We start from the raw sequence: 21,747 nt of genomic DNA on the forward strand, positions 1-21,747 counted from the left end.
TCCGCAGCATTTGGTCCGGTCACGCAGGATGCGGTCGTGCCCGGACTGCGCCCGATGCTTGGGCGCATGTTATCGAGATTCGAAACAGACATGTTCATCAGCGTTTCTGGCTGCCTCCGTACAGCGGGCTGTGGGGCCGAGTTCTACTATGGCCATCGCCCGAAATCGCGCTAAGCAATCATTTGATCGCAAGAAAACCTTCAAAACAAATATATTTCTGAATGCTCATCACATCCTTGAAGCCGGCCCGGCCCAGCAGATCCAGATTGCCCTGGGTGGAAAACGGCTCCAGCACGCTTTTCAGACTGCGCGCCTTTTCGACAATTTCTTCGCTTGAGAACCCGTGGCCGATTTTGAACTCGTTATAGAGTTGGGTCACAAGATCCTGAAACCGCGCATCCGGCCCCCGGACCTTTTCGAACATGACAAACGCACCACCCCAGTTCAGGGTGTTGTAGATCTTGGTGAACAGTTCTTGCCGGTACCGGGGCGGGATGAACTGCATTGTATAATAGCTGACGATCATGTCCGCCTTTTCCATCTCCATATGACGGGCATCGTCATGAAGAATGGAAATGTTCGGGACATCCGCACAATGAGCTTCGGCGACTTTCACCATTTCGGGTTCGACATCGATGCCGATCCAGCGCGCATCCGGCTTTCCGGCATTATGTTCTGCCAGCTTGCGGATCAATTCACCTGTCGATGTGCCGATTTCATAACAAAGGCTGTCATTGCGGACGAAAAAATCCGAAACCTGACAGATCAGGCCGTGGCCCATTTCGTAAAGAGGAACAGATAATTTGATGTGGTCTACAAACGTATCGGGAACATCGCCCCCAAAGGTCCAGTTCGCATTCTCAGCGGCTATGTTCTGGCCAACACCCATGCGTAACGTCTCCTCGCTAATAGGCAGGCACAAGGAACAAACGGCTAAAAACAACTTCCGATTGAGGATGCGTGCCTGAACTTGGTACAATAACAGTCCAAGGCTACACGAAACTTTCGGGTCGTCGAAGGAGAAATATGGCCGCCCCCGGGTTTCTGGTCTTTTTCTCTTCTGGCGTGGTCTGCTGGTCCTTTGTGAAGTGCTGAAAATGGACAGTGCATCGAAATGATTTGCATTGTTTCCCGCCCTGTGCGGCACGCAGGCGCGCGCCATGTGAAAAGGTTGTTTCGGTTGCACCTTATCGCGGAGAGATCGAGTACAGTTTTGCACCGTTTAAACCTGCTCGGATTATGTGTGGTGCCGTGCCAGAACGCTCGGAATCGCTGGAAGTCGGCATGTTTTTCCAGACGCAGATTCGCCTTATTTGGGCGATTCTGGTTCACGTTAAAGAAACAAACTGTAATCAATGAACTTATTGTGCTGGCCAAAGGGGCATTGCGCCAAAAAAAAGCCACAGTTCCGAGGAAAATCCTTCGCAATCAAATAGAAATGAATTATTAATGTTTGCAGTAGGTGCCCTGCCGGGATTTCGAGCGGGTTGTGTGTATAAAAATCAAAGGTGGGACTTTGTATGTTTAGAAGTTTGAAAATGATGGCGGCAGGGGTTGTTGCTGCTGTAATGATGGCCGGATCGGCCAGTGCGCTGACCTCGGTGTCAGCGGGTGGCGGCCCTCTGGCAGGGGGTGGATATGACATCACCTCCGACACGCTCTTCTCTGGTACGGTTTCCACAATGGGTGGACCGGGATCGTACGCAATCAACTTCCAGTCGCCCATTGATCCTCTTTCTGGTGTTGCGAACGCTTCGATCACCATCAATTTGCTGAGTACGTTCACAGGTCTGACGGTGAGCTGGGTCGACGCATTGAACCCTGCCAACGTTTTGGCATCGACGTTTGTTCTGGGCGGTGTTCAGACAACACTCAGCACACTGTTCAGCAGTGTCAGCCCGAACACCCTAAGCCAGAACTTAGTGTTCAGCTGGGCCAACTCTCAAGGGGCGACAGATTCCAATGGTAACCTGGTTCCGGTTACGTTTGACTTCGACGTGGCTCCGGTTCCGCTGCCCGCCGGTGGTTTGCTGCTTCTGACTGCGCTTGGCGGTTTGGCTCTGACGCGCCGCCGCAAGGCCGCCTGAGCGGACACACAAACCTGACAGACAAAGCAAGGGGCCGTTTTCACGGTCCCTTTTCTTTTGGTCAGATGTTGCCGCCCGTTGCCTGATGCAGCATCCAGATCATCCTCTGGCATCTGAGCCGGAACAATGTGGAGATCGCCCGCCATGTTTCGCCTGCCGAGGCCAGCTTGTCGCTGGAGATGACCTTTGGCGTATGCACGATCGCGCTGGCGGGCATGGCCAACCCCCGGATTGCCCACCGTAGCCGCGCACCGGGATTGGTGCCATGCAGCAGATACGCCTCTTGTGTCGTGCGCCGCCACTTGGCTTTGAGCGCGGGCCAATCCTGCCGGGATGGATGGCTGACGCGAAAGTCATCCCGGTATATCAGGTTATAACCCCGTGCGACCGCGCGCATGGTCCATTCCCGATCTTCCGATACACCGTTGATGAAGCCGCCGATCGCATCGAACACATCCCGCCGGGTCAACAGGTTGCCCGCACCGGAAAACCCCTGAACCTCGATATACCTGCGGAAGTTGAATGCAAAAACAGCCTCGAACGCTTCGGCACCGCTGCGGGGTGACGGGGTTTCGTCAAAAACATCCACCCGGCCGCCGATCAGATCGGCCTGATCCGCGACCTGTCGCCCGACGGTCAACCAGTCCGGCGCGGGCACACAATCGGCATCGATGAAGAACAACCGCTGTGCCGTGGTCTCGGCAACCCCACGGTTGCGCGCATGAGCTGCACCTTTTTGGTGTTCGGTGACAAAACGCATTTCGGGAAAGGACTGCCGTATCGCCTCCAGCGATACCGGAGAATTGTTGTCGACAACGATGACTTCCGTCGCCGTCAGATCATTCTCTCTCAGGGCAAGAAGGCACCGCTCCAGCCGGGGCAGATCATTGTAATGGGGAATGATCACCGCATCGATCGGAGCTGCGTCAGTAGGATCCGTACTCATTGCCAAACGTCCCGCTGATGTACCGGCATTTGTTCAACACGATCCCCATGACGCTGGTCAATCCCGCCAGTTGCTGCTCGGCAACGTCGATATGATCTATGCTGGTCTCTTCGGCCGCCGCCAGAAGCAGGGCGCAATCGACATTCCTGAGAAATCCGTGGCTGTCATCGCTCATCATCAGGGGGGGCGTGTCGAACAGAATGATGTCGGGTTTGTAGTCCGCCTCGAGCTGCTCAAGAAATTCGATTGCCCGTCGGCTTTGCAGAACTTCCGCCGGGTTGCGTGTCGATGCGTAATTTAACCCGAAGAGCACATTGTTCCCATAACGCAATGCATGTTCGTGGAACGGTACCTTCCCCTGAATAACGTCTGCCATGCTGTGGCTGCCGGTTTGTTTCAGGATCTCGGCCAGCCCTCGACGCCGCATGTCGAAATCGATCACGATCGTGCGCAATTCGTCCTGCCGCCCCAGGCTGAAGGCCAGATTGGCGGTCGTCGTGCTTTTGCCGCATCCGCTGTAAGGGGATGTCAGTGCGATCCGGTGCCAGTCATTGGAGAGAGTCTGCTGCAGCATCTTGGTGCGCAGCATGTCATAAGGGGATGCGTCTGCGCCGCCATGGAATGACATCAACCGGTTGCGCGAGATGAGGCGCTGCTCGATCTGTATCTCGGGCACACTCAGCCAAATATCTTCCCCGGCGCTTTCCTGCGGTGTCGGGGGCTGTTGAATTTCTGCGGCAGGCACAGGCTGAGATTGCTGCCGACTGTTGCGTTCTTCACGCGCTTTCTGAATCGCTTGCTGAAGACGGTCCATTACATTTCCACCAAATCAATCGAAACAATACTCACCAGAAGGTCTCCAGCTTATCCATGACTCTCTCTGCAATAAGATCGAGGGGCAGGTAATAGATGTGCACCGCCCAAACCGCTGCGGGAACTCCGACCAGAATGGCCAATATAATGCCACCCCATACGGTTCGTTGCATGATCACTTCGCCGCGTGACGGGGCATAGGGAATGGTGGCAATCGGCCAGACTTCAAGCTTGCTGATCAAATCTTCGGGCCGACGTACGGACCGGTTCAGGATCTCCAGCAGAACCACAAGTCCCAGCCCCAGTGCGATGCCAAAGGCGGCCCCCCCTCCGGCGATCATCAATCGGTTCGGTTTGGCCGGTTCGGTTGGTGTGGACGGGTGTTCAATGACGGAAATACGCTGCCCCTGGGACGTGACTTCGATCCGTTCTCCGGTCGAGGCCTCGGCTAGCCGGCTGATCGCGACGTTATACTGGTTTTGTATATTGTCGTGCTCGCGCTGCAATTCTGCAAGCGTGATGGCGTTGGCGGGGGTCTGGTCAATCGTCAGGGTCAGCGCGTCGAGCCGGTTCTGGGTCACGCGGCGCTGATCTTCGAGCGCAGAAATCTGCGAGTCGACCTGAGCCAGTTGTAGATCCAGAGTTGAATTGCCTGTCTGTGTGTTGGGTGAGGTGGGGGCGGTCGCTTGCTCGGCGGCCACGACCTGCTCAAGCTTTTCGATTCTGGCGCGGAGCAGTTTGATCTGGGGGCTGTTCTCGGAATAGACCACGAGCTGATTGTCGAGCTGTGATTGCAATTGACTTAGCTGTTGTTGTGCCGGGGTCTGGTTTTGCTGTGGGGGGGGGACAACCTGCCCTGTCGAGCTGAAGATACTCATGAGATTTTCCCGCTGCGACTTAAGGGAAAATATCTGCTGATCGGTCTGTTCAAGATTGGTTTGCAACGCTCCTTGCTGAGCCAGCCTGAATTGCAGGCTGTCGGGGAGCGCATCAGAATTGTCATTCTTGAACTCGAGAATGCGGGCGCTGCGCCTGCTCAGCTCGTTGCTCAGGCGGTCAACTTCCAGCTGAAAGAAGGCCAGCGTGTCGGTCGCGCGTTCCTTGCGGTACGCGACATCCAGTTTCTGGATCTCCGTCAGATATGCATTCAATACGCCAGCCGCGATCTGGCCGGTCCGTGCCTCGAAACTGATTGTCATCAGGTTGGCCTGATTGAGACCACCAGAAGTCCAGATCGAGGTGTTCTTGCGCATGGCTTTGACAATCTGGTCAGGGCTTGCCTCATCCTGGTTGGGCAGAACCTGAAACTCACGTGCTATCTCCAGAAGGACCGGACGGGTCAGCAGGCGTTGTTCGATGATCTGAAGCTGTTCCGCCGCAGGTGTCGTGACGGTACTGGCCGCCAGATTACCCGGAATCTGAGGCGATTCAACAATCAGGCGCATCGTCGAAACATATGTGGCAGGCAGTGATCTGGCGACAATGAAGGACGCAACAGACACGATCAGGGCGACGATCAGAAAATACGGAAACCGTCTGAGGAAAATGGAGAAATAATAGCGTACAGGACCCATCTTAGACCGTCAGTTCTTTCTCGAGTGAATTTCCGCCAAAGAATACACCATCATCAGCCACCTGATTGATGATGGTTTCATCGACTTTATCCGCTTCATTTGTCCAGGCGTAAAGCAGGGCGAAATCGCAAAATTGGTTGACCAGGCGCGGGACCCCGCGGGTCTGTTGAAAAATCAGCTTGCAGGCCTCTTCCGAAAACTCGTCCCCTGAACCGCCCGCCGTTTTCATCCTGTGCCTGATATAGGCTTCGACCGACGGCTCATCCATCCGTTCCAGGTGAAAGCTTGCGGCGACGCGCTGCGTCAGCTGACGCATTTTTGGATCCAGAACCATGTCGCGCAATTCGGGCTGGCCCACCAGAACAAGCTGGATCAGCTCATCCGTGTTCGAGTTGATATTGGTCAGCATCCGGATTTCTTCCAACCCTTCGACAGTCAGGTTCTGCGCTTCGTCAAAGATCAGAACCACCCGCCGACCTTCGGCGTATTCCGCGACAAGGAAATCCTGCAGCGCCCGGAATATCTGGACATAGCTTGCATCCGCCTCAATCGGCAGACCCAGCGCGTGCAGGACCCATTGCAGCAATTCTCCGCGACCGCCCTGTGCATTCGAGATCAGCCCAACGGTGATCGAATCTTCCATTTCGCTCAGCAGATGCTGCACCAGGGTTGTTTTCCCGGCCCCGATCTCTCCGGTCAGCACCGTGATGGGGGCGCAGCTCATGACGCCGAATTGCAGCACCGAGTAACCGCGTTTGTGCAGCGGTGACCAGTACATGAATCCGGGATCCGGAAGCAGCGTGAAGGGCCGCCGGTCAAGCCCGAAATAATCTAGATAAAACCCGTCACTGGACGCCATTGCACCTCGGTTGCCTTCCGCCTTGTCAAACCTCGCACTGGCCCCCCGGAGATTATCCAAACTCATACTCTGAACCACCAGAAATCCCTTACACAACGAACACATCACATAAACAAAACGTACTTGGGTACTACCTTGCCATAAAATCAAGATAGCAGGCATCACTAAACTGCACACGCGGTGAATTGACCTGCCCGCCCTCTCAATCGGAGGTATTTGATGTGATTGTTTCCGTCACGTCCTCAGTGATTGCCCGGGAAAGATGCGACCATAACCCGATGTGATCACAGATCAAAAAAGGGATTCTGGAGGGCGAAATCAAATCCAAAGAATCAAAATTCCATCCATTGTGTCCCTGGAGGAAACGAAAATTCATGAATTTGCGACGGATCAGCCGGGTGCAGTTTCACGATACCGTTAGAAAACGCTTCTATTCAGTGGTCAGAGAACATGTTTGCCAGCATTAATGTTTTGCAAGGCAGGTGGAATTTGTTAACACTTGGCTACGGGAAAGTGGCCTCGCGGGCGAGTAAGCGCAGGGCCGAAGTGGTATAGAAATATAAGATTTTAATCATATGTAGTTGAGGCCGAGCGTGTTTTGTTCGTGAGTTTGGTGAGTGGTTCGTGAGTAATTGTGTGTGTTGGGGGTTTAAATAGTGACAAGTCATTCGAAAGAAGTGGCCAACGCTGGCGCGGGCTACTCCGGTATTTCTGTTGTACCTGCCTCGGTGTCATATCCCGGGATCTACAGAAGCGGTGGCAAGCGTCTTTTTGACATAGCATTCGCAGTGCTTGCAGCGCCTTTTGTCGTGCCGGCGGTGCTGTTGCTGGCCGCGTTCCTTGCGTGTCAGGGCGTGACCCCGTTTTACCGGCAGGAACGGGTCGGCAAGAATGGCAAAGCCTTCAAGATGCTTAAATTGCGTACCATGGTGCATGATGCTGAAACCGTGCTGCAAGAGCATCTGGCAACGAATCCCGAAGCCCAGGAAGAATGGGACCGCGATCAGAAGCTGCGCAATGACCCGCGGATCATCAAATTCGGAACTTTGCTGCGCAAATCCTCGATGGATGAACTGCCGCAGTTCTGGAACGTTTTTATCGGTGAAATGTCCGTGGTCGGCCCCCGCCCGATGATGGTGAACCAGAAAGAAATGTATCCTGGAAAATTCTATACCGCCATGCGCCCCGGCCTTTCGGGACCCTGGCAGGTTTCAAAGCGCAACCAGTCCACATTTGCTGAGCGCGCGTTTCACGATACCGAATATTGGAAAAGCATGTCGTTCGGTACGGATGTTTCAATCGTGTTCCGGACCATTCTTGTTGTTTTGCGCGGCACGGGCTGCTGAGAACGGGCCGTGCGACCGAACAGATTGATTGGCTGTATGCTTTTTTCATAAATTTTGCGGGAGAACAGCAATGAGCTGGATCGTACCTCCTATTGGTGCACGACTGCTTGTCGCCTTTTTTGCGGCAACGCTCTTGCTGAGCGCGTGCGACTCGGCCGAGGAACGGGCCGAAGCGCATTTTCAGGCAGGGCTTGCCCATCTGGAAGCCGGTGATGTCGAGCGCGCACTTGTTGAGTTCAGGAATGTCTTCAATCTCAATGGCGAGCACAAAGAAGCCCGGCTGACCTTTGCCAGGCTGGAGCGTGAGCGTGGCAACATCTCGGTTGCATATGGTCAGTATCTGCGGCTGGTAGAACAGTATCCGGACAACCTTGAGGGTCACCGCAACCTTGCCGAGATGGCTCTGGAATTGGGCAATTGGGAAGATGTCAGACGTCACGGCGCAGTGGCGGGTACTCTGGCTCCGGATGATATGGAAATCAAATCCATCAACAATATGCTGACCTATACCGATGCGGTCAGGAACGGAGATTTCGCAGGTGTGGACGTCACCGTCCATAAGGCCCGGGGGATGATCAAAAGCCACCCGGAACTGATGACCGCGCGCCAGATCGTAATTGATCATCTGATCCGTGATGAGGACTGGTCCGGCGTTCTGCAGGAAACAGAGGTGGCCATAGCCACCGATCCATTGGAAGAAAGCCTTTATGGAATCCGGCTCCGCGCCCTTCAGGAACTGGATATGCCTGCTGAGATCGAGGCATTTCTCAAGCAGATGGCCGTGACATTCCCTGACGATGAGGGCGTCGAGCAGTTGCTTGTGCAACATTATATCGACCGGGGAAATCTGGATGCGGCAGAACTGATGCTGCGGGCCGAGGTGGATCCGCTCGCTGAAGACCACATGCCGACACAGCGGCTGATCGCCTTTCTGAACGATAACCGCGACTCAGCAGCGGCAATTGCCGAGCTGGATACGATCATCGCCCGGAATGGCCCGAACACGTTCCAATTCAAGACGGTGCGTGCAGCGCTGAAATTCCGATCGGGTGATGAACACGCCGCGATCACCGAGATGCGGGCGCTGCTTGAAGGGGCGGAAAGAAATATACAGACCCGGGCCAGTGAGGTAGAGTTTGCTCTCATGCTGTTCCAGTCCGGCAAACCCGACGAAGCCCGCGCTTTGGTTGAAAACGTCCTGTCAGAGGATGCCGCCCAGGTTGGCGCGCTCAAGTTCAAGGCGTCATGGCTGATTGACGAGGACAAGACCGGCGATGCGATTGTGCTTTTGCGCGAAGCGCTGGGTCAGGCGCCCCGCGATCCGCAATTGATGACACTGATGGCCCAGGCGCATGAGCGTAATGGAGACAGGGAGCTGATGGGCGAGATGCTGGCCCTGGCGACAGAAATTTCCGGTAATGCGCCGGACGAAACACTGCGCTATGTCCGATTTCTGATCGCGGACGGCGACCTGGAGATCGCCGAGCGTGTTTTGACCCATGCCCTGCGCCAGACCCCGGACCATTCCGAGCTTCTGCTGCTGTTGGGTGAGGTTTATCTGAGCATGCAGAATTGGGACCGCCTGGAAACCGTACTTCTTGCCATCAGGGATCTGGACAGCCCGGAAACACGGCGCGCTGCGAATGAACTCAGGGCCCATATGCTGGCCGCACAGCAACGCACACAGGAGCTGACCTCGTTTCTGAACGAGTTGGCGGCTGATCCTGAATTTGGCTTGCCCGCCGATATCGCGCTTATTCGCCTGATGCTGACAAAAGGGCAGACAGCAGAAGCCTTTGCCCACCTTGACCAGTTGCTTGCGGAAGATCCGGATTCTTTGCCAATCCGCCTGATCAAAGCCCGCGCCCTGATCGGTGAAGACAAACGCGGCGAAGCGGAACAGCTCTATCGTGTCATTCTCGAAGATTATCCGACCACAACACGGGCATGGATTGCGCTGCACGGATTGGCAACGGAACGGAATGCGCCGGATCAGGCCAGAGAAATTTTGACCGAGGCCCTGGCCAATCTGCCTGAAAGCCCGGCTCTGCTCATGCTGCAGGCGGCCGATTACGAACGCACCGGGGACCTGGATCAGGCAATCGCAACATACGAAAAGCTTTATCCGATCACCAATCGCTCGCTGATTGTGGTCAACAATCTCGCAAGCCTGCTGACAACACATCGCGACGATGACGAGAGTCTGCGGCGTGCGCAGGTTCTGGCGCAACGTCTGCGCGGCACGCAAGAACCGGTCTTTCAGGAAACATACGGCTGGGTGGCCTACCGGATGGGAAATTATGAAGAGGCGGTCACCTATCTCGAATCTGCGGCGACAGCATTTCCCGAGCATCCGCTGGTTCTGTATCATCTGGGAAAAACATACGCGGCTTTGTCTCGGAACGAAGACGCTCTGCGCATTTTCCACAAAGCCAGGGCTTTTGGCGGCGCTTCTACAGAAATCGCATCATTGGTTGAAACCGAGATTGAACAGCTGGGCGCTGCATCCGACACCAGCCACTAACACAGCTGATGACGCCGCTGCATTTCTGCCGCATCTTGTGTGTATCAGACTCGCTGCAGATTGTTTTGTATCCTGTAGGGCGGCATAAAGAAAGAAAGTGAGAGATTTGAATATGCGTACAGTTATCGGATCATTGATCGCTCTTGTCATTACCATGATCGCGGCCACCGGAGCGTGGGCGCAATCGTATCAGATTCAGCCGGGCGATGCATTGCAGGTTGAGGTTCTCGAAGATCCCACCCTGAACCGGACCATTCTGGTTCTGCCGGACGGATCCATCAACTTTCCGCTTGCCGGTTCGATCCGGGCGGCCGGCCAGTCAACCAACGGATTGAGCTCGGCGCTCTCATCGGCGCTGGCTTCGAACTTCAATACGCCGCCGACAGTCTTTATTTCAGTGGCGTCGCTGGCCCCGCCACCGCTTCTGGGCGGACAGGCCGCATCCGGACCAACCATCGATGTTTTCATCATGGGCGAGGTCAATGTGCCCGGCAAGCATCTGGCAACCGAAGGCACAACAATTCTTCAGGTTTTGGCTCAGGCTGGTGGTCTGACCAATTTCGCGGCCCGCAAGCGCATCGAATTGCGCCGGGCTGACAGTAAAACAGGCGTGATGAGAAAATATACTTATAACTACAAAGGCTCGGGCGGTGGCATCCAAGGCAATACAGTGCTTAGACCCGGAGACGTGGTTGTCGTACCAGCACGCCGCTTGTTCGAATAGGGGCTGATACAGGTGGGGAAATCCAGGAGCAGACTGTCCACCATTCTGGGGGGCGGGATCGCTGTCATAAGTTCGTTTACACCGGCCGTCGGGCAGCAAGCTTCGACCCAGCAAACGACTGCGCAGCAGACACAGACCTCGACACAGCAAACATCCGTGCAGCAGACCACAGTTGCTTCGACGGTCGTGCAGCAAACGCCCAGCCAGCAATTGATCGCACAACGGGCACAGCGAAACCCGGCCCGCAGGGTCGGTCTGCCAACCGGTCAGCAGCTTGGCACTGGTACCGGCCTGAGTGTGACCCTGGATTACCTGTCATCCCTCAGACATGACGATAACCTGCGCCTGACCGATCCTTCGCTTGGCTCGACTACGTGGTGGGAAAACACATTAGCCCTGAACGTGCTGAAACAGACAGCAGACTCCAGGTTATCATTCGATCTGTCGGGGCTTTACCGGATCGCCAACGAACCGATTATTGGAACGGATTCCAGCTTCTCAGATCCGCTCGCACGGCTGGATTATCAACGGACGCGCTCAAATAGTCAGCTTGGACTCCTGCTGGAATATAGCGAACGGGATCTGGCCTTCAACCGCTCACTGACCGATACCAACCTGGATGGGGTCATCGATATTGCAGATGTGATCGGCACCATCGGAGATCAGGTCGACACACGCGGAGATCTGGACTGGCAAACCGGTTTGAACGATCCGCTGGGATTCCAGTTCACCTACAGTCATCGCGAACGTTCATATACGAACACAATTGACCCGAACCTATTCGAAAACAGAATTGACGACTACTCGGCGACGGCATTTTTTCGGTTTTCGCCGGTTTTTCAGAGTGATTTGCGTATCGCATATTCTGAATTTGCCGCCGAAGATAGCGTGCGAACAGATGAGCAAACGACGGTTGTATCCATCGGAGGAACATATGATGTTTCCCCCATTACCACCATCAACGCAAGCATCGGCTACAGCCAGGTTGACGACACCCAGCGCGCGACAAACACAACGACGGTAACAGAGGATTTTGTCTGGAGCTTTGCCTGGACGAAAACTTTGCCAGACGGCTCTGCCGATTTTCAGATTGATCAACTCTTTGGCGTGAACGGCTCGCGGATAAATGCAACGGCTGGCCGCAGTTATCAGCGGCCCAATAGCGTTTTGAGCTTCAACGCCGGGTTTACCCGAGGGCCCTTTGACGAGGTAACGCCAATTGGCCAGATCGATTACAGATACCAGTTGGCAAGTTCTCAGTTAGGAGCAACCCTGCAGCGCCGGGTTGCCACAAGCACACAAAGTCTCGAGACACGTCAAACGGTTGCCTTTCTGACCTATGATTATTTCATCAATCAGGTCTCCGGCCTGTCCTTCACCGTCAACTATATCGATCAGGAAGACGAAGGGCCTGGCCCAACCAACCCACGCGATCGCAGCACGTTCACAGCCTCCTATACGCGTGCGATTACCCGAGACTGGGCTTTGAATGTGGGGTACCAATACGAACGGGATGATCAGAATGGCTTTGCAGCAACGTCGGACTCTGTCTTTGTGACGCTGGGGCGGCGGTTCACCCTTAAACCCTGACTTTCAGTTTCGCGGCCTGCAGTATCCACAATCAGGGCATTCCGCGCTCAATGTCCCGAAACGGATCAAAATAGCGGGAGCTTGAGCCGTCATAATTTCAGTCCGCACCTTATTATGCATGATGGGCAGTGATGCATCGTTCCGATTCTAAAAACAGCCGCAGCAATATCCTTGAAGCGGCCCGGGCGGGTCTGCCGGTCATAAACACCGTCGGGCTGTTCTGGTTTGTCCTGTTGCTGCTTGGGTCGGTGCCCGTTTTCTGGATCGGGATCGTGTCTCTGGGGGCCGCATGGAGCACCCCTGAATACAGCCATGGCCCGCTGATTCCGATCATTTCGCTGTATCTGTTCCTGCGCGAATTGCGGGACATGCCGCCACCCAATCCGGTTGTGCATGATCGCTGGCCCGGTGTGGCGGTGATTGCCGTTGCCCTGCTCATCGCCATTCTGGGTAATCTGGCCCGCATCCCCGATATCGTCACCTATGCGATGATCATCTGGGTGGGCGGTGTCATGCTGACCGTGTTCGGCTGGCAGCGGGGCAAATACCATCAGCTGCCCGTGCTGCATCTGGTGTTCATGCTGCCCCTGCCACAGTTCGTCTATTGGAAGCTCACGATCTTCCTGCAATGGATTTCCTCCGAGCTGGGTGTCTGGTTCGTGCAAATGGCCGGTGTTTCGGTCTTTATCGAAGGCAACATCATCGATCTGGGGGTCTACAAACTGCAGGTGGCCGAGGCCTGTTCCGGGCTGCGCTACCTGTTCCCGATCCTCAGTTTCTCGTACCTCTTTGCCCTGCTTTATCGGGGGCCGATCTGGCACAAGGCGGTTCTGTTGATCTCGGCAGCCCCTTTGACCGTGTTGATGAACTCGATCCGCATCGGCGTCATCGGCGTGCTGGTCAATCAGCACGGCATCGAGCAGGCCGAAGGCTTCATGCATTTCTTTGAAGGCTGGATCATCTTCCTGCTCTGCGTCGCCATTCTGTTCCTGATGGCAATCGGCTTGCAGCGTCTGGCTCCGAACCCGCAACCCTTCAGCGAGACCATCGATCTGGATACTCAGGGGCTGGGGTCTGTTGCGTTGCGGATCGTTGGCATTCGCGCATCGATGGCGCTGGCCGTTGCGGCCCTTCTGACGCTTGTGGTTTCAACCGCCTGGACCCTGCGGCCCGCTTCCGAAGTGCAGCCTGTCGAGCGTGATCCGTTTGTTCTCTATCCACGGCAACTTGGCCCCTGGTCCGGGTCGACCACCACGCTGGATGCGCAGGTTGAGCAGGTATTGGGCGCCAGCGATTACCTCAATGCCACCTATATCAATACCGGATCGGGCGATTTTGTGAACATGTTCGTGGCCTTCTACGACAAGCAAACCGAAGGTGACGGCATCCATTCACCCGAGGTGTGTCTGCCGGTTGGCGGCTGGGAAATCTTCAGCCTCGAACCGTATGAGATCAACCCCGGCGACACGCCATATGGCAGCTTTACGGTCAACCGCGCGGTGATCCAGAAAGAACTGTCAAAACAGCTGGTCTATTACTGGTTCGAACAGCGCGGCAAACGTATGGTCAACGATTTCCGTGCCAAGATGAGCGTCATTCAAGACGGCTTCACCATGGGTCGCACTGATGGGGCCATGGTCCGTTATGTGACCCCTATCCTACCCGGCGAAACCGAAGCGGATGCGGATGCAAGATTGCAGAGGTTCATGGAACCAAGCCTGAACCGTCTGCCGCGGTTTGTACCATTTTAAGAAAGGGGTTCAGTGTTTGGGTTTCCAAGCCTTCGACGCCAGATCTTCGTGGACGGATTTCGAGTGGCTGCGGCAAGAAAAATAGATTGCATAATGATGTGCTATTGATACCTGATGAAACAGTTTTTTTAGTTTTTAGTGTATGGTTAGAAAAGTGCTTGCGGCCGAAATGACTACGACATACCAAAGCCGTTCTTTGCGATCAGTTCTGGCACTAACGCTGCTCGCCAGCATCATTCCCTTGTGCGTGACACCCGTTTTGCCGCTGACGGATTTCTACGCCCATATTGCCCGTTATTACATTCTAGCCAATCTTCCGGACTCGGCCATACTGCAACAGAACTATGAGGCCGCCTGGCAATTGCTGCCCAATCTCGGACTGGATGTTCTGGGCACAGGTATCATGAAAGTGCTGCCCCCGCTTTTGGGTGCCAAGCTGATTGCCGGTCTGATCATTGCAGCCCCCTTCACGGGTATTTTGTACCTGTCACGTGTTCTGCATGGGCATTTGTCGGTGCTGACCGTGTTTCTGGCCGGTCTGGTGGCATATAACCATATCCTAATCTGGGGCTTTTCGAATTTCCTGCTTGGATTGGGAGTTCTGCTGGGCGCAACCGGCTATTGGATTGCGGCGCAGGACCGGCCTGTCCGGCAGCTGACCATCACAGCCTGCCTGGGGCTGCTTCTTTTCTTTATTCACGGATTGGCCTTTGCGCTGTGGGGGCTGCTGCTGGGTATGGTCGAATTGTCGCTTGCGCTCAGATCAGGCTATCCGGGGTTGTCGGTTTTGATACGCAAAGCCGCGAGGCTTGCATTCATCGCCGTCGCGCCGGCTGTGGTCTTTCTACAAACGAAAACCGCAAGCGGTGGAGACGCCTCACCTGTCTCAAGCCTTCTGACCCATGCCGAGCAAGGAACATTATGGACACGCCTGAGCACTGAAGTCCATCTGCGTATCGACGGTTTCCTGCGCGTGGCCGAATCCACGTGGCGCACGTTCGATTGGGGCTTTGGCATCCTGTTATGGGGCGTGCTGATCGGGGGCCTCATCGTCGGGATATGGCGGATCGATTGGCGTATGAAGCTTGCCGTGACGCTATGCCTGCTGCTGATCCTGATCATGCCTCCGACCCTGTTCGGTGTCGGACACCTGAGCGAGCGCATCCCGCTTCTGTTGCTGGCGCTTCTGGCTGCAAGCCTGTCTTTGGATCCCAGTGCGAAATCATCGACCCGCAAAACCGCCCTTGCCGTGATCGCCGGCCTGTTTCTGGCCCGAAACTTGCTGCTGAGCATCGGATGGTATCAGGATGGCAGAAGCTACACCTCTTATCTTGACGCACTTGATCGTCATGACACGCGCAGCCTGGGCGCGGGCGCTTATGTGGAGGATGCCAGGGATTCATGGGTTTTCAAACCCAACTGCAAGCCTCTGTCCTTTCTCATGATCTTCAACAGCACTGCCGTCCCGACCTTTGCCAACCCGACACAACAGCCGCTGCGCATCATTGGGCCGTTGAGCCATGTAAATGACATGGTACACAGTATCGCATTGAGTGCTAATCACACAGTGTCATCGGCTCTGAGCCTGCTGCAGGGTACCGAAGTCGATACAATCGTTGTCTGCTCAAAAAAAACGCCTCCTGTGCAGGCCCATGGTTTCGAGATAGTTGCGACAACTGCGCCATGGGCTTTGTATCAAAGGGCGGTTTCCCAATAATCACTGGTCTGACCCTGCATTGAGCCCCTCACCCTGTCCTGCGTTGTCTTGGCATCTTATCGAAGCGTCAGCCGTGAAGAAGAAAGCGCATGGGCGGGCAGGAACAAAACAAGCGGCGAAATAGCGATCTGGCTGATTACCCTTTCCAGATGCGCTTATAGGCAGCAATCAGCGCGGGCACCTGATGGGGCCAGGCCATTTCCGCCTCGACCCGGGCGCGACCGTAACGGCCCATGACAGCGCGACGGTCGTCATCGGCCAGCAACTCGGTGATCTTGTCGGCCATATCCACCGGATCGTTGGCCTTTGCATAAAGCGAGGCCTCTTGTGCCGAAAACCGCCCTTCGGTCACATCAAACTGAACGATGGGCTTTTCGAACGCCATGTATTCGAGGATCTTGTTCATGGTGGATTTGTCGTTCATCTCGTTCACCCGGTCCGGGTTCACGCAGACATCGGCGGTCGATAGAATCTCGAACAGATCCTGATCGGGCGCGCGGCCGGTGAAGGTGACGTAATCCGACAGACCCATTTCGGCAGATTGTTCCTGCAGCTTGTCAAGGCTGGGGCCCCCGCCCACAAGGCAGAACTGGATGTCGTCGCGGCCCTGAACCTTGACCAGATGCGCGACAGACTCCAACAGCAGGTCGATGCCTTCCTGATCGCCCATGACGCCGACATAGCCCACCATATATTTCCGCCCGTTGCGCCAGTCCGGGTTCGACGGCAGGTGCTGCAGGCGGCTGAGGTCAGGACCGGACCGGACGATAAACACATCCTCGGGCGCCATGCCGCCGCGTTCGATGGCGATCTTGCGATAACTTTCATTGGTGGCAATCGACACCCGGGCCGAGGCGAAGGTCAGCCGTTCAAACGTCTTCATCAGCTTCCAGAAGAAACCGCGCTTGTCGAATTTCGCCTCGTAAAGCTCGGGATTGATGTCGTGGTGATCAAACAGATAACGCACGCCAAACAGCTTGAAGGGCAGCGCCACCAGAAAGATCAGATCGGGCGGGTTGCAGCCATGGATGACGTGAAAGCCACGGGTGAATTTGATCTTCAGCGCCAGCCAGCTTTCCCAGAACAGCGCCGCGCCATATTCCAGCAGGTACCCCAGCGCGCCGCTGGCATCCAAAGGCAGCGGGTGGCGATAGACCTTGATGCCTTCGTCTTCCCACACGCGCTCCTCATGCCCCTTGCCGGTGGGGCAGATGACCGAGACCAGCGCGCCCGCGGCGGCCAGCGTGCGCGCCTCCATCCACACACGGCGGTCGAAGGGCACGGGCAGGTTTTCCACCACGATCAGAACCTTCAGCCCTTTCAGGGGCTGGCTCTGGCGCAGTTCCTCGAATGAGATCGGCTGAACGGCAGATACGGGGCTAGTCATATTCATAGGTTCTTACCACCTCTGTGTCGCCAAGGGTCAGCTCGTTCACGATCCGGTTCGATCCGATCACCAGATCCCAGGGCCCGGCCTCGGCCTCGGCCCGATCCACCAGCAGGCTGCCCACTGTAGGCAGATGGGTAAAGGTATAGCCCAGGTTTTGACCCCGCAGATCGGCGGGTTTGATCGCCGGATCATAGACCGACAGCTGATACCCCGCCTGCAGCAAGCGCCGGGCGATGTCGACATTGGGGCTTTCGCGCAGATCGTCGGTTCCCGCCTTGAAGGCCAGCCCCGCCATCAGCACCCTGCCGCCCTCGGGCAGCCGGTCCATGATGTCCTGCGCCTGATAGGTCTTATGCGCCTGATTGGTCTGCAACAGGCTGTCGATCAGATGGGTATGCGCGCCCACCTCACCGGCGATATGCTGCAGCGCACGCACATCCTTGGGCAGGCACGAGCCCCCGAACGCCCCCCCCGGACGGGTGTAATAGGGTGAGATGTTCAGCTTGGTGTCCGACACGAAAATCTCGTGCATGGTTTTGGCCGACACACCCATGCTGTGGCAGATCCGGCCGACCTCATTGGCAAAAGCCACCTTGGTCGCGTGCCAGGTGTTGTCGACGAACTTGGTGATCTCGGCCTCTTCGAACGCGGTGTAGAACACCGGCGCGTCCAGACCTTCGTGCATTTCGTCCATCACCGCCGAGCGATTGCCGTCTGCCGTGCCGACAACGATCTTGGGCGGGTTGAAGAAATCATCCACCGCCGAAGCCTCGCGCAGGAATTCGGGGTTATAGACGATCTCGACCGCCTGTGCTGTCCGCTCACCCAGAGTGCTGCGGAAGATCGGCTCGATCAGTTGGCGCACGGTGCCGGGGCGGAAGGTCGACCGGTATGCCACGGTCAGCGGTCGCGCCCGGTCGGGCGAGACGGCCTTGGCAATCTGGCGCGTCACCTCGGCCACGAAATTCATGTTATGCGAGCCATCGGTTGAACTGGGCGTGCCGACGCAGACAATGGCCAGATCCACATCGGACAGATCGGGGATTTCGACCGTCGCGCGGATCAGGTTCTTTGCAAGCGCCCCGGCCAGCAGTTCGGCCACCTTGGGTTCCTTGATCGGGGGTTGCCCCGCGTTGATTTCGGAAACCTTGTCAGCGTTCACATCGACGCCGATCACCTCGTGCCCTTCACGGGTCAGACAGCACGCCGCCGTGAACCCGACATATCCCAAACCGAAAATCGCAATCTTCATACTGTCATACCATCTTGAAAACAGGCGCCGGGTCCAGAAAACACCGGGCTCTTCTACTTGTTACCCTTGCGCAGTCAGAATCCAATCTGAGACACTGAGGTGAAACTTCATTTTGCTGTGTAATATTTTGTGCCGACTCGCCGCGACGGTACTGGGTGAAACATAGTGTACCTTTCAGACATTGGAAAAACATGCGATTTCAACACAAAAATATGTTTAGTGGTTTGACTAGCAGCCAGCCGACTAAATTTCTAGAACAGCAAGTGCGGGTTTTTTGAAGCACCGCCGAGAGTGGCCAGATTAGAAACATTGGTACGTTGATGAGTTTTTTGTTCCGAGTATGGAAAGGCAAACCTTTTGAAGCCTCCAGCTAAACCAGGCGTGACGATCGCCCCGGGCACACCCGATCACAGCGCGACCCTTACCAGGGGGGCCGCAACATTGTTTGCGTCCGGTATTTTCAGCCAGTTTCTGGGCGTTTTGACATTGGTTGTAACGGCCCGTCTTCTGACGCCGACGGATTTCGGGATCATCGCCTATTTCATAATCGCTGCCGCGTTTCTGGAAATCGTCCAGCGGGCCGTTTCCATGATCCTGATCCGCCAGCCCGAGATCACCGACGATCACCTGAATACCGTGTTCACAATGCAACTGCTGCTTGGGGTCTTTTCGGCGCTGCTGATCTGGGCCAGCGCACCTCTGATGACATTTTTCGGGCTTGCGGAGCTGACATCGCTTATTCCCGCGCTTTGCTTCATTGCCATCGCAAGTTCCGTCAAAAGCACGCGCTTTCCACTTTTGGAAAGAGATCTCCGGTTCGGTTTCATCGCAGGCGAAGAAACGACCAGCAGAATTGCATATACCCTGATGGCCGTCAGCCTCACATGGATATGGCGCGATTACTGGGCCATCGTGGTTGCCAGCGTCATCACACAGGTCATCCGGGTCATCTGGAGCTTTTCCGTCGCCCCGATGCGGCCCAGGTTAACGCTCAGGTGCTGGCATGATTGCATTGATGTGTCGTCATGGTCACTGGGGGCCCAGATCACCCAGTTTCTGATCAACAACATGCCCCAGATCGTCATCGGAAGCTCATTAGGGCTGGCCGATGCGGGGATTTTCAGGGTTGGCTATCGCCTTGTGATCCTGTTCACCAGTCAGATCATCGGCCCATTGGAGCGGGTGGTCTATCCAAGCCTTGCCAATACCTCCAGGACCCAGGGCTCCAGCCGGGAAGCCTTCGAACAGGTCAATGCCATCCTTTTGGGGATCATCGTTCCCGCCAGTGTCGGCATGGCCCTGGTCGCCAACCACCTGATCGTTGTCGTGGCCGGGTATCAATGGCTGGCTGCCGCACAAGTCATCTGGGTGCTTGCTCCGCTAAAAGCAATCGAGACGTTGCAGGCCAATGTCCGATCTGCCAGCTATGTCGAAGGCTCTACAAAGCGCCTGTTCCTGCGCAACATGATCCTGCTGATCGCTACAACTGCGCTGACGGTGCTGGGATCAAGCTATGGCTTCACCGGCGCGATCCTGGGCTCCGGAGCCGCCAGCCTGTTTGCAATCGGTCTGGCGTTAAGCATGGCCAAGGATTTCGGGACCGGCGGATTTCTGACACCAATCTTGGAGGCTTGGCGTACATTTGTATCGACCTTTGTCATGTTGCTTGCCGTTCTATTTGTCAGCAGCGCCTACGGCAGCGGCGACGCGGTGGGATGGGCTTACGAGACAGCGGAAGACTTGCCATTACTGCGCATCCGGTTTTCGATCAAAGTATTAGTCGGGGTTTTTGTATATGTCGGCACGCATTTGCTACTCTGGCGCCTTGCCGGGAAGCCAAAGGGCTTTGAAAGTCTAGCACTGGATATGGCCGCCAAAGCCAAAGCCAGGTTTATTCCGGCAAATTAAGGCACCGCCTGTTTCGAGGCGTTTTTTCCTGTAGCTCAGGTTGCAAGCGCCTCTTTCAGCGCAAAAACAATGTAATCAACGTGCGCACCTGTGAGAGATTGGTGCAACGGCAGTGCCACAACGCTGTTCTTAATCGCCATCGCTTGATCCTGACCTGTCCAGTTCAGATTGCTGTTGAAGCCTGCCCACCAAGGCGTCGCCCCGATCCCCCAACTCTGCAACTGTTGTACAATCCTGTCTCTGTCCGCGACCATGATCGGCATGTTGAGCGGGCAGGTCCCGGACGCAAGCTCTGGTAACAGCATACGTACTCCGACCATACCATCCAGCAGATTCCGATAACGTTCCCAGTGCGCTCTTCTGGCTGAAATGGCTTCTGAAACGGAAAATGCACGCAGCGGTCGTGACGCAAAAACACTCATTCGGGCATTCCGAAGGGTCGGATCGAAATAGTAATGTGAGGGAATATCTTCGAGTTGTTCTTCACCAGTGTTGACTACTGCGTCAACCTGATCCGGTCCACGCAATGCCCGCTTCAGCCTTTTTATGCGCTGTTGACCCAAGACATTTGCCAAGCCGGCGCGCGCCAGTTTCTTTGCGACTTTTTTACGTGGAGGAGATCGCGAAAACGGGTGTGCAAGCGCCAAATCCGCTGCATTAACAACAAGCGCTCCTCCTTCCAGAACGGGGACGAACTTGTGAAAGCAGAAGACCGAGACGTCCCCAACACGCCCCTCGGCCGGAGAAGCGCCGCTCAGAAGGCTGAGCGCGCAATCCTCGATCAGACGCAGCCCGTGTCGATCACACAACGCGCGCAGTTCTGCCAGAGCGGGCTGAATCACTCCAAAGTAATGCGTCACATAGATGGCCCGTGTCTGTCTGGTGATAAGCGGTTCAATCCGCGCGGGATCGGCAAGCAGGTTTTCGGTGACCGGGTACAACCGGACAGAAAGGTCGGCATCAATCAGCGGGTCAATCTCTGACCCGCAATTATAGGCTGGTACCAGCACCTCATCCCCTGACTTCAGTTCAAGAAGATCGCAAGCCGCCCGGATCGCCACACGCGTGTTGAAACTCCAGAAAACGGAACGCTCCCTGAACAGCGCCATAAACCCGCCCGCAGGATCGCGGCGAAACAAATTAGCCAGCCGCATCGAAGGGTCGTCGCAATAAAGCGTGCTCTTGCCTGTGCCGTTTCTCATCCCCGCTCCACAATTCAGTAACCCGCCAAGTCCGACGGCGTGTCAGACAGTTCTCATAACAATG

At 55.8% G+C, this 21,747-nt stretch carries 16 protein-coding genes; 8 read left to right on the forward strand and 8 right to left on the reverse strand.

Annotated elements, in window-relative coordinates; translation table 11 throughout:
• Positions 1 to 178 precede the first annotated feature (178 nt).
• Positions 179 to 889 carry a methyltransferase domain-containing protein gene (locus tag Q0816_RS21250; RefSeq protein WP_298854394.1) on the reverse strand — a complete coding sequence of 237 codons (711 nt, stop codon included), beginning with the start codon at positions 887 to 889 and terminating at the stop codon, positions 179 to 181.
• A gap of 631 nt (positions 890 to 1,520) precedes the next feature.
• Between Q0816_RS21250 and Q0816_RS21255 the strand changes: the two genes are divergently transcribed.
• The gene (locus Q0816_RS21255; RefSeq protein ID WP_298854396.1) at positions 1,521 to 2,087 is read left to right on the forward strand and encodes a VPLPA-CTERM sorting domain-containing protein; all 567 of its coding nucleotides are present in this window, start codon (positions 1,521 to 1,523) and stop codon (positions 2,085 to 2,087) included.
• A gap of 61 nt (positions 2,088 to 2,148) precedes the next feature.
• Here the strand turns inward: Q0816_RS21255 and Q0816_RS21260 are convergent, their stop codons facing one another.
• The 4 genes from Q0816_RS21260 to Q0816_RS21275 are packed head-to-tail and all read right to left on the reverse strand — an operon-like array spanning position 2,149 to position 6,345.
• Positions 2,149 to 3,033, reverse strand: a complete 885-nt coding sequence (locus tag Q0816_RS21260) for a glycosyltransferase family 2 protein (RefSeq protein ID WP_298854398.1) — start codon at positions 3,031 to 3,033, stop codon at positions 2,149 to 2,151.
• The gene (locus tag Q0816_RS21265) at positions 3,014 to 3,847 is read right to left on the reverse strand and encodes a CpsD/CapB family tyrosine-protein kinase (RefSeq protein ID WP_298854400.1); all 834 of its coding nucleotides are present in this window, start codon (positions 3,845 to 3,847) and stop codon (positions 3,014 to 3,016) included. The genes Q0816_RS21260 and Q0816_RS21265 overlap by 20 nt, the downstream gene beginning before the upstream one ends.
• A gap of 31 nt (positions 3,848 to 3,878) precedes the next feature.
• On the reverse strand, positions 3,879 to 5,420 hold the full coding sequence (locus tag Q0816_RS21270) for a lipopolysaccharide biosynthesis (RefSeq protein ID WP_298854401.1): 1,542 nt from the start codon (positions 5,418 to 5,420) through the stop codon (positions 3,879 to 3,881).
• 1 nt (position 5,421) lies between these two features.
• Entirely contained in the window at positions 5,422 to 6,345 is a 924-nt protein-coding gene (locus tag Q0816_RS21275; RefSeq protein WP_298854402.1) for an AAA family ATPase, read from the reverse strand.
• 590 nt (positions 6,346 to 6,935) lie between these two features.
• Here Q0816_RS21275 and Q0816_RS21280 point away from each other — a divergent pair.
• The 6 genes from Q0816_RS21280 (at position 6,936) to Q0816_RS21305 (ending at position 15,931) form a co-directional block, all read left to right on the forward strand.
• Complete coding sequence (locus Q0816_RS21280) at positions 6,936 to 7,625, forward strand: sugar transferase (RefSeq protein ID WP_298854404.1); 690 nt, start codon at positions 6,936 to 6,938, stop codon at positions 7,623 to 7,625.
• 70 nt (positions 7,626 to 7,695) lie between these two features.
• Entirely contained in the window at positions 7,696 to 10,149 is a 2,454-nt protein-coding gene (locus tag Q0816_RS21285) for a tetratricopeptide repeat protein (protein ID WP_298854406.1), read from the forward strand.
• A 112-nt stretch (positions 10,150 to 10,261) separates the two neighbouring features.
• Positions 10,262 to 10,873, forward strand: coding sequence for a polysaccharide biosynthesis/export family protein (locus Q0816_RS21290; protein ID WP_298854408.1), 612 nt, complete (start codon positions 10,262 to 10,264; stop codon positions 10,871 to 10,873).
• 156 nt (positions 10,874 to 11,029) lie between these two features.
• Positions 11,030 to 12,463 (forward strand): hypothetical protein, encoded by a 1,434-nt coding sequence (locus Q0816_RS21295; RefSeq protein ID WP_298854410.1) that lies wholly within the window; start codon positions 11,030 to 11,032, stop codon positions 12,461 to 12,463.
• Between the two features lie 131 nt (positions 12,464 to 12,594).
• The gene (xrtD, locus tag Q0816_RS21300) at positions 12,595 to 14,214 is read left to right on the forward strand and encodes a VPLPA-CTERM-specific exosortase XrtD (protein WP_298854411.1); all 1,620 of its coding nucleotides are present in this window, start codon (positions 12,595 to 12,597) and stop codon (positions 14,212 to 14,214) included.
• 169 nt (positions 14,215 to 14,383) lie between these two features.
• Positions 14,384 to 15,931, forward strand: coding sequence for a hypothetical protein (locus Q0816_RS21305; RefSeq protein WP_298854412.1), 1,548 nt, complete (start codon positions 14,384 to 14,386; stop codon positions 15,929 to 15,931).
• A 136-nt stretch (positions 15,932 to 16,067) separates the two neighbouring features.
• Here the strand turns inward: Q0816_RS21305 and Q0816_RS21310 are convergent, their stop codons facing one another.
• Both Q0816_RS21310 and Q0816_RS21315 read right to left on the reverse strand, forming a co-directional pair.
• Positions 16,068 to 17,318 (reverse strand): glycosyltransferase family 4 protein, encoded by a 1,251-nt coding sequence (locus Q0816_RS21310; protein WP_298854413.1) that lies wholly within the window; start codon positions 17,316 to 17,318, stop codon positions 16,068 to 16,070.
• Positions 17,311 to 18,573, reverse strand: a complete 1,263-nt coding sequence (locus Q0816_RS21315) for a nucleotide sugar dehydrogenase (RefSeq protein ID WP_298854414.1) — start codon at positions 18,571 to 18,573, stop codon at positions 17,311 to 17,313. The genes Q0816_RS21310 and Q0816_RS21315 overlap by 8 nt, the downstream gene beginning before the upstream one ends.
• A gap of 381 nt (positions 18,574 to 18,954) precedes the next feature.
• On the opposite strand from Q0816_RS21315, the gene Q0816_RS21320 reads away from it, so the two are divergent.
• Positions 18,955 to 20,481 (forward strand): oligosaccharide flippase family protein, encoded by a 1,527-nt coding sequence (locus Q0816_RS21320; RefSeq protein WP_298854415.1) that lies wholly within the window; start codon positions 18,955 to 18,957, stop codon positions 20,479 to 20,481.
• Positions 20,482 to 20,516: 35 nt separating this feature from the next.
• On the opposite strand, the gene Q0816_RS21325 is transcribed toward Q0816_RS21320, so the two are convergent.
• Positions 20,517 to 21,683, reverse strand: coding sequence for a DegT/DnrJ/EryC1/StrS family aminotransferase (locus tag Q0816_RS21325; protein WP_298854416.1), 1,167 nt, complete (start codon positions 21,681 to 21,683; stop codon positions 20,517 to 20,519).
• Positions 21,684 to 21,747 lie beyond the last annotated feature (64 nt).

The sequence above is a fragment of the uncultured Ruegeria sp. genome, assembly GCF_947497005.1.
Taxonomy (GTDB): Bacteria; Pseudomonadota; Alphaproteobacteria; order Rhodobacterales; family Rhodobacteraceae; genus Ruegeria.

What these genes read in the sequence shown, in the direction of transcription:
- Q0816_RS21250 (WP_298854394.1), bottom strand. Translation starts at nt 889, where the DNA reads ATGGGTGTTGGCCAGAACATAGCCGCTGAGAATGCGAACTGGACCTTT.
- Q0816_RS21255 (WP_298854396.1), top strand. Translation starts at nt 1,521, where the DNA reads ATGTTTAGAAGTTTGAAAATGATGGCGGCAGGGGTTGTTGCTGCTGTA.
- Q0816_RS21260 (WP_298854398.1), bottom strand. Translation starts at nt 3,033, where the DNA reads ATGAGTACGGATCCTACTGACGCAGCTCCGATCGATGCGGTGATCATT.
- Q0816_RS21265 (WP_298854400.1), bottom strand. Translation starts at nt 3,847, where the DNA reads ATGGACCGTCTTCAGCAAGCGATTCAGAAAGCGCGTGAAGAACGCAAC.
- Q0816_RS21270 (WP_298854401.1), bottom strand. Translation starts at nt 5,420, where the DNA reads ATGGGTCCTGTACGCTATTATTTCTCCATTTTCCTCAGACGGTTTCCG.
- Q0816_RS21275 (WP_298854402.1), bottom strand. Translation starts at nt 6,345, where the DNA reads ATGAGTTTGGATAATCTCCGGGGGGCCAGTGCGAGGTTTGACAAGGCG.
- Q0816_RS21285 (WP_298854406.1), top strand. Translation starts at nt 7,696, where the DNA reads ATGAGCTGGATCGTACCTCCTATTGGTGCACGACTGCTTGTCGCCTTT.
- Q0816_RS21290 (WP_298854408.1), top strand. Translation starts at nt 10,262, where the DNA reads ATGCGTACAGTTATCGGATCATTGATCGCTCTTGTCATTACCATGATC.
- xrtD (WP_298854411.1), top strand. Translation starts at nt 12,595, where the DNA reads ATGCATCGTTCCGATTCTAAAAACAGCCGCAGCAATATCCTTGAAGCG.
- Q0816_RS21305 (WP_298854412.1), top strand. Translation starts at nt 14,384, where the DNA reads ATGACTACGACATACCAAAGCCGTTCTTTGCGATCAGTTCTGGCACTA.
- Q0816_RS21310 (WP_298854413.1), bottom strand. Translation starts at nt 17,318, where the DNA reads ATGACTAGCCCCGTATCTGCCGTTCAGCCGATCTCATTCGAGGAACTG.
- Q0816_RS21315 (WP_298854414.1), bottom strand. Translation starts at nt 18,573, where the DNA reads ATGAAGATTGCGATTTTCGGTTTGGGATATGTCGGGTTCACGGCGGCG.
- Q0816_RS21325 (WP_298854416.1), bottom strand. Translation starts at nt 21,683, where the DNA reads ATGAGAAACGGCACAGGCAAGAGCACGCTTTATTGCGACGACCCTTCG.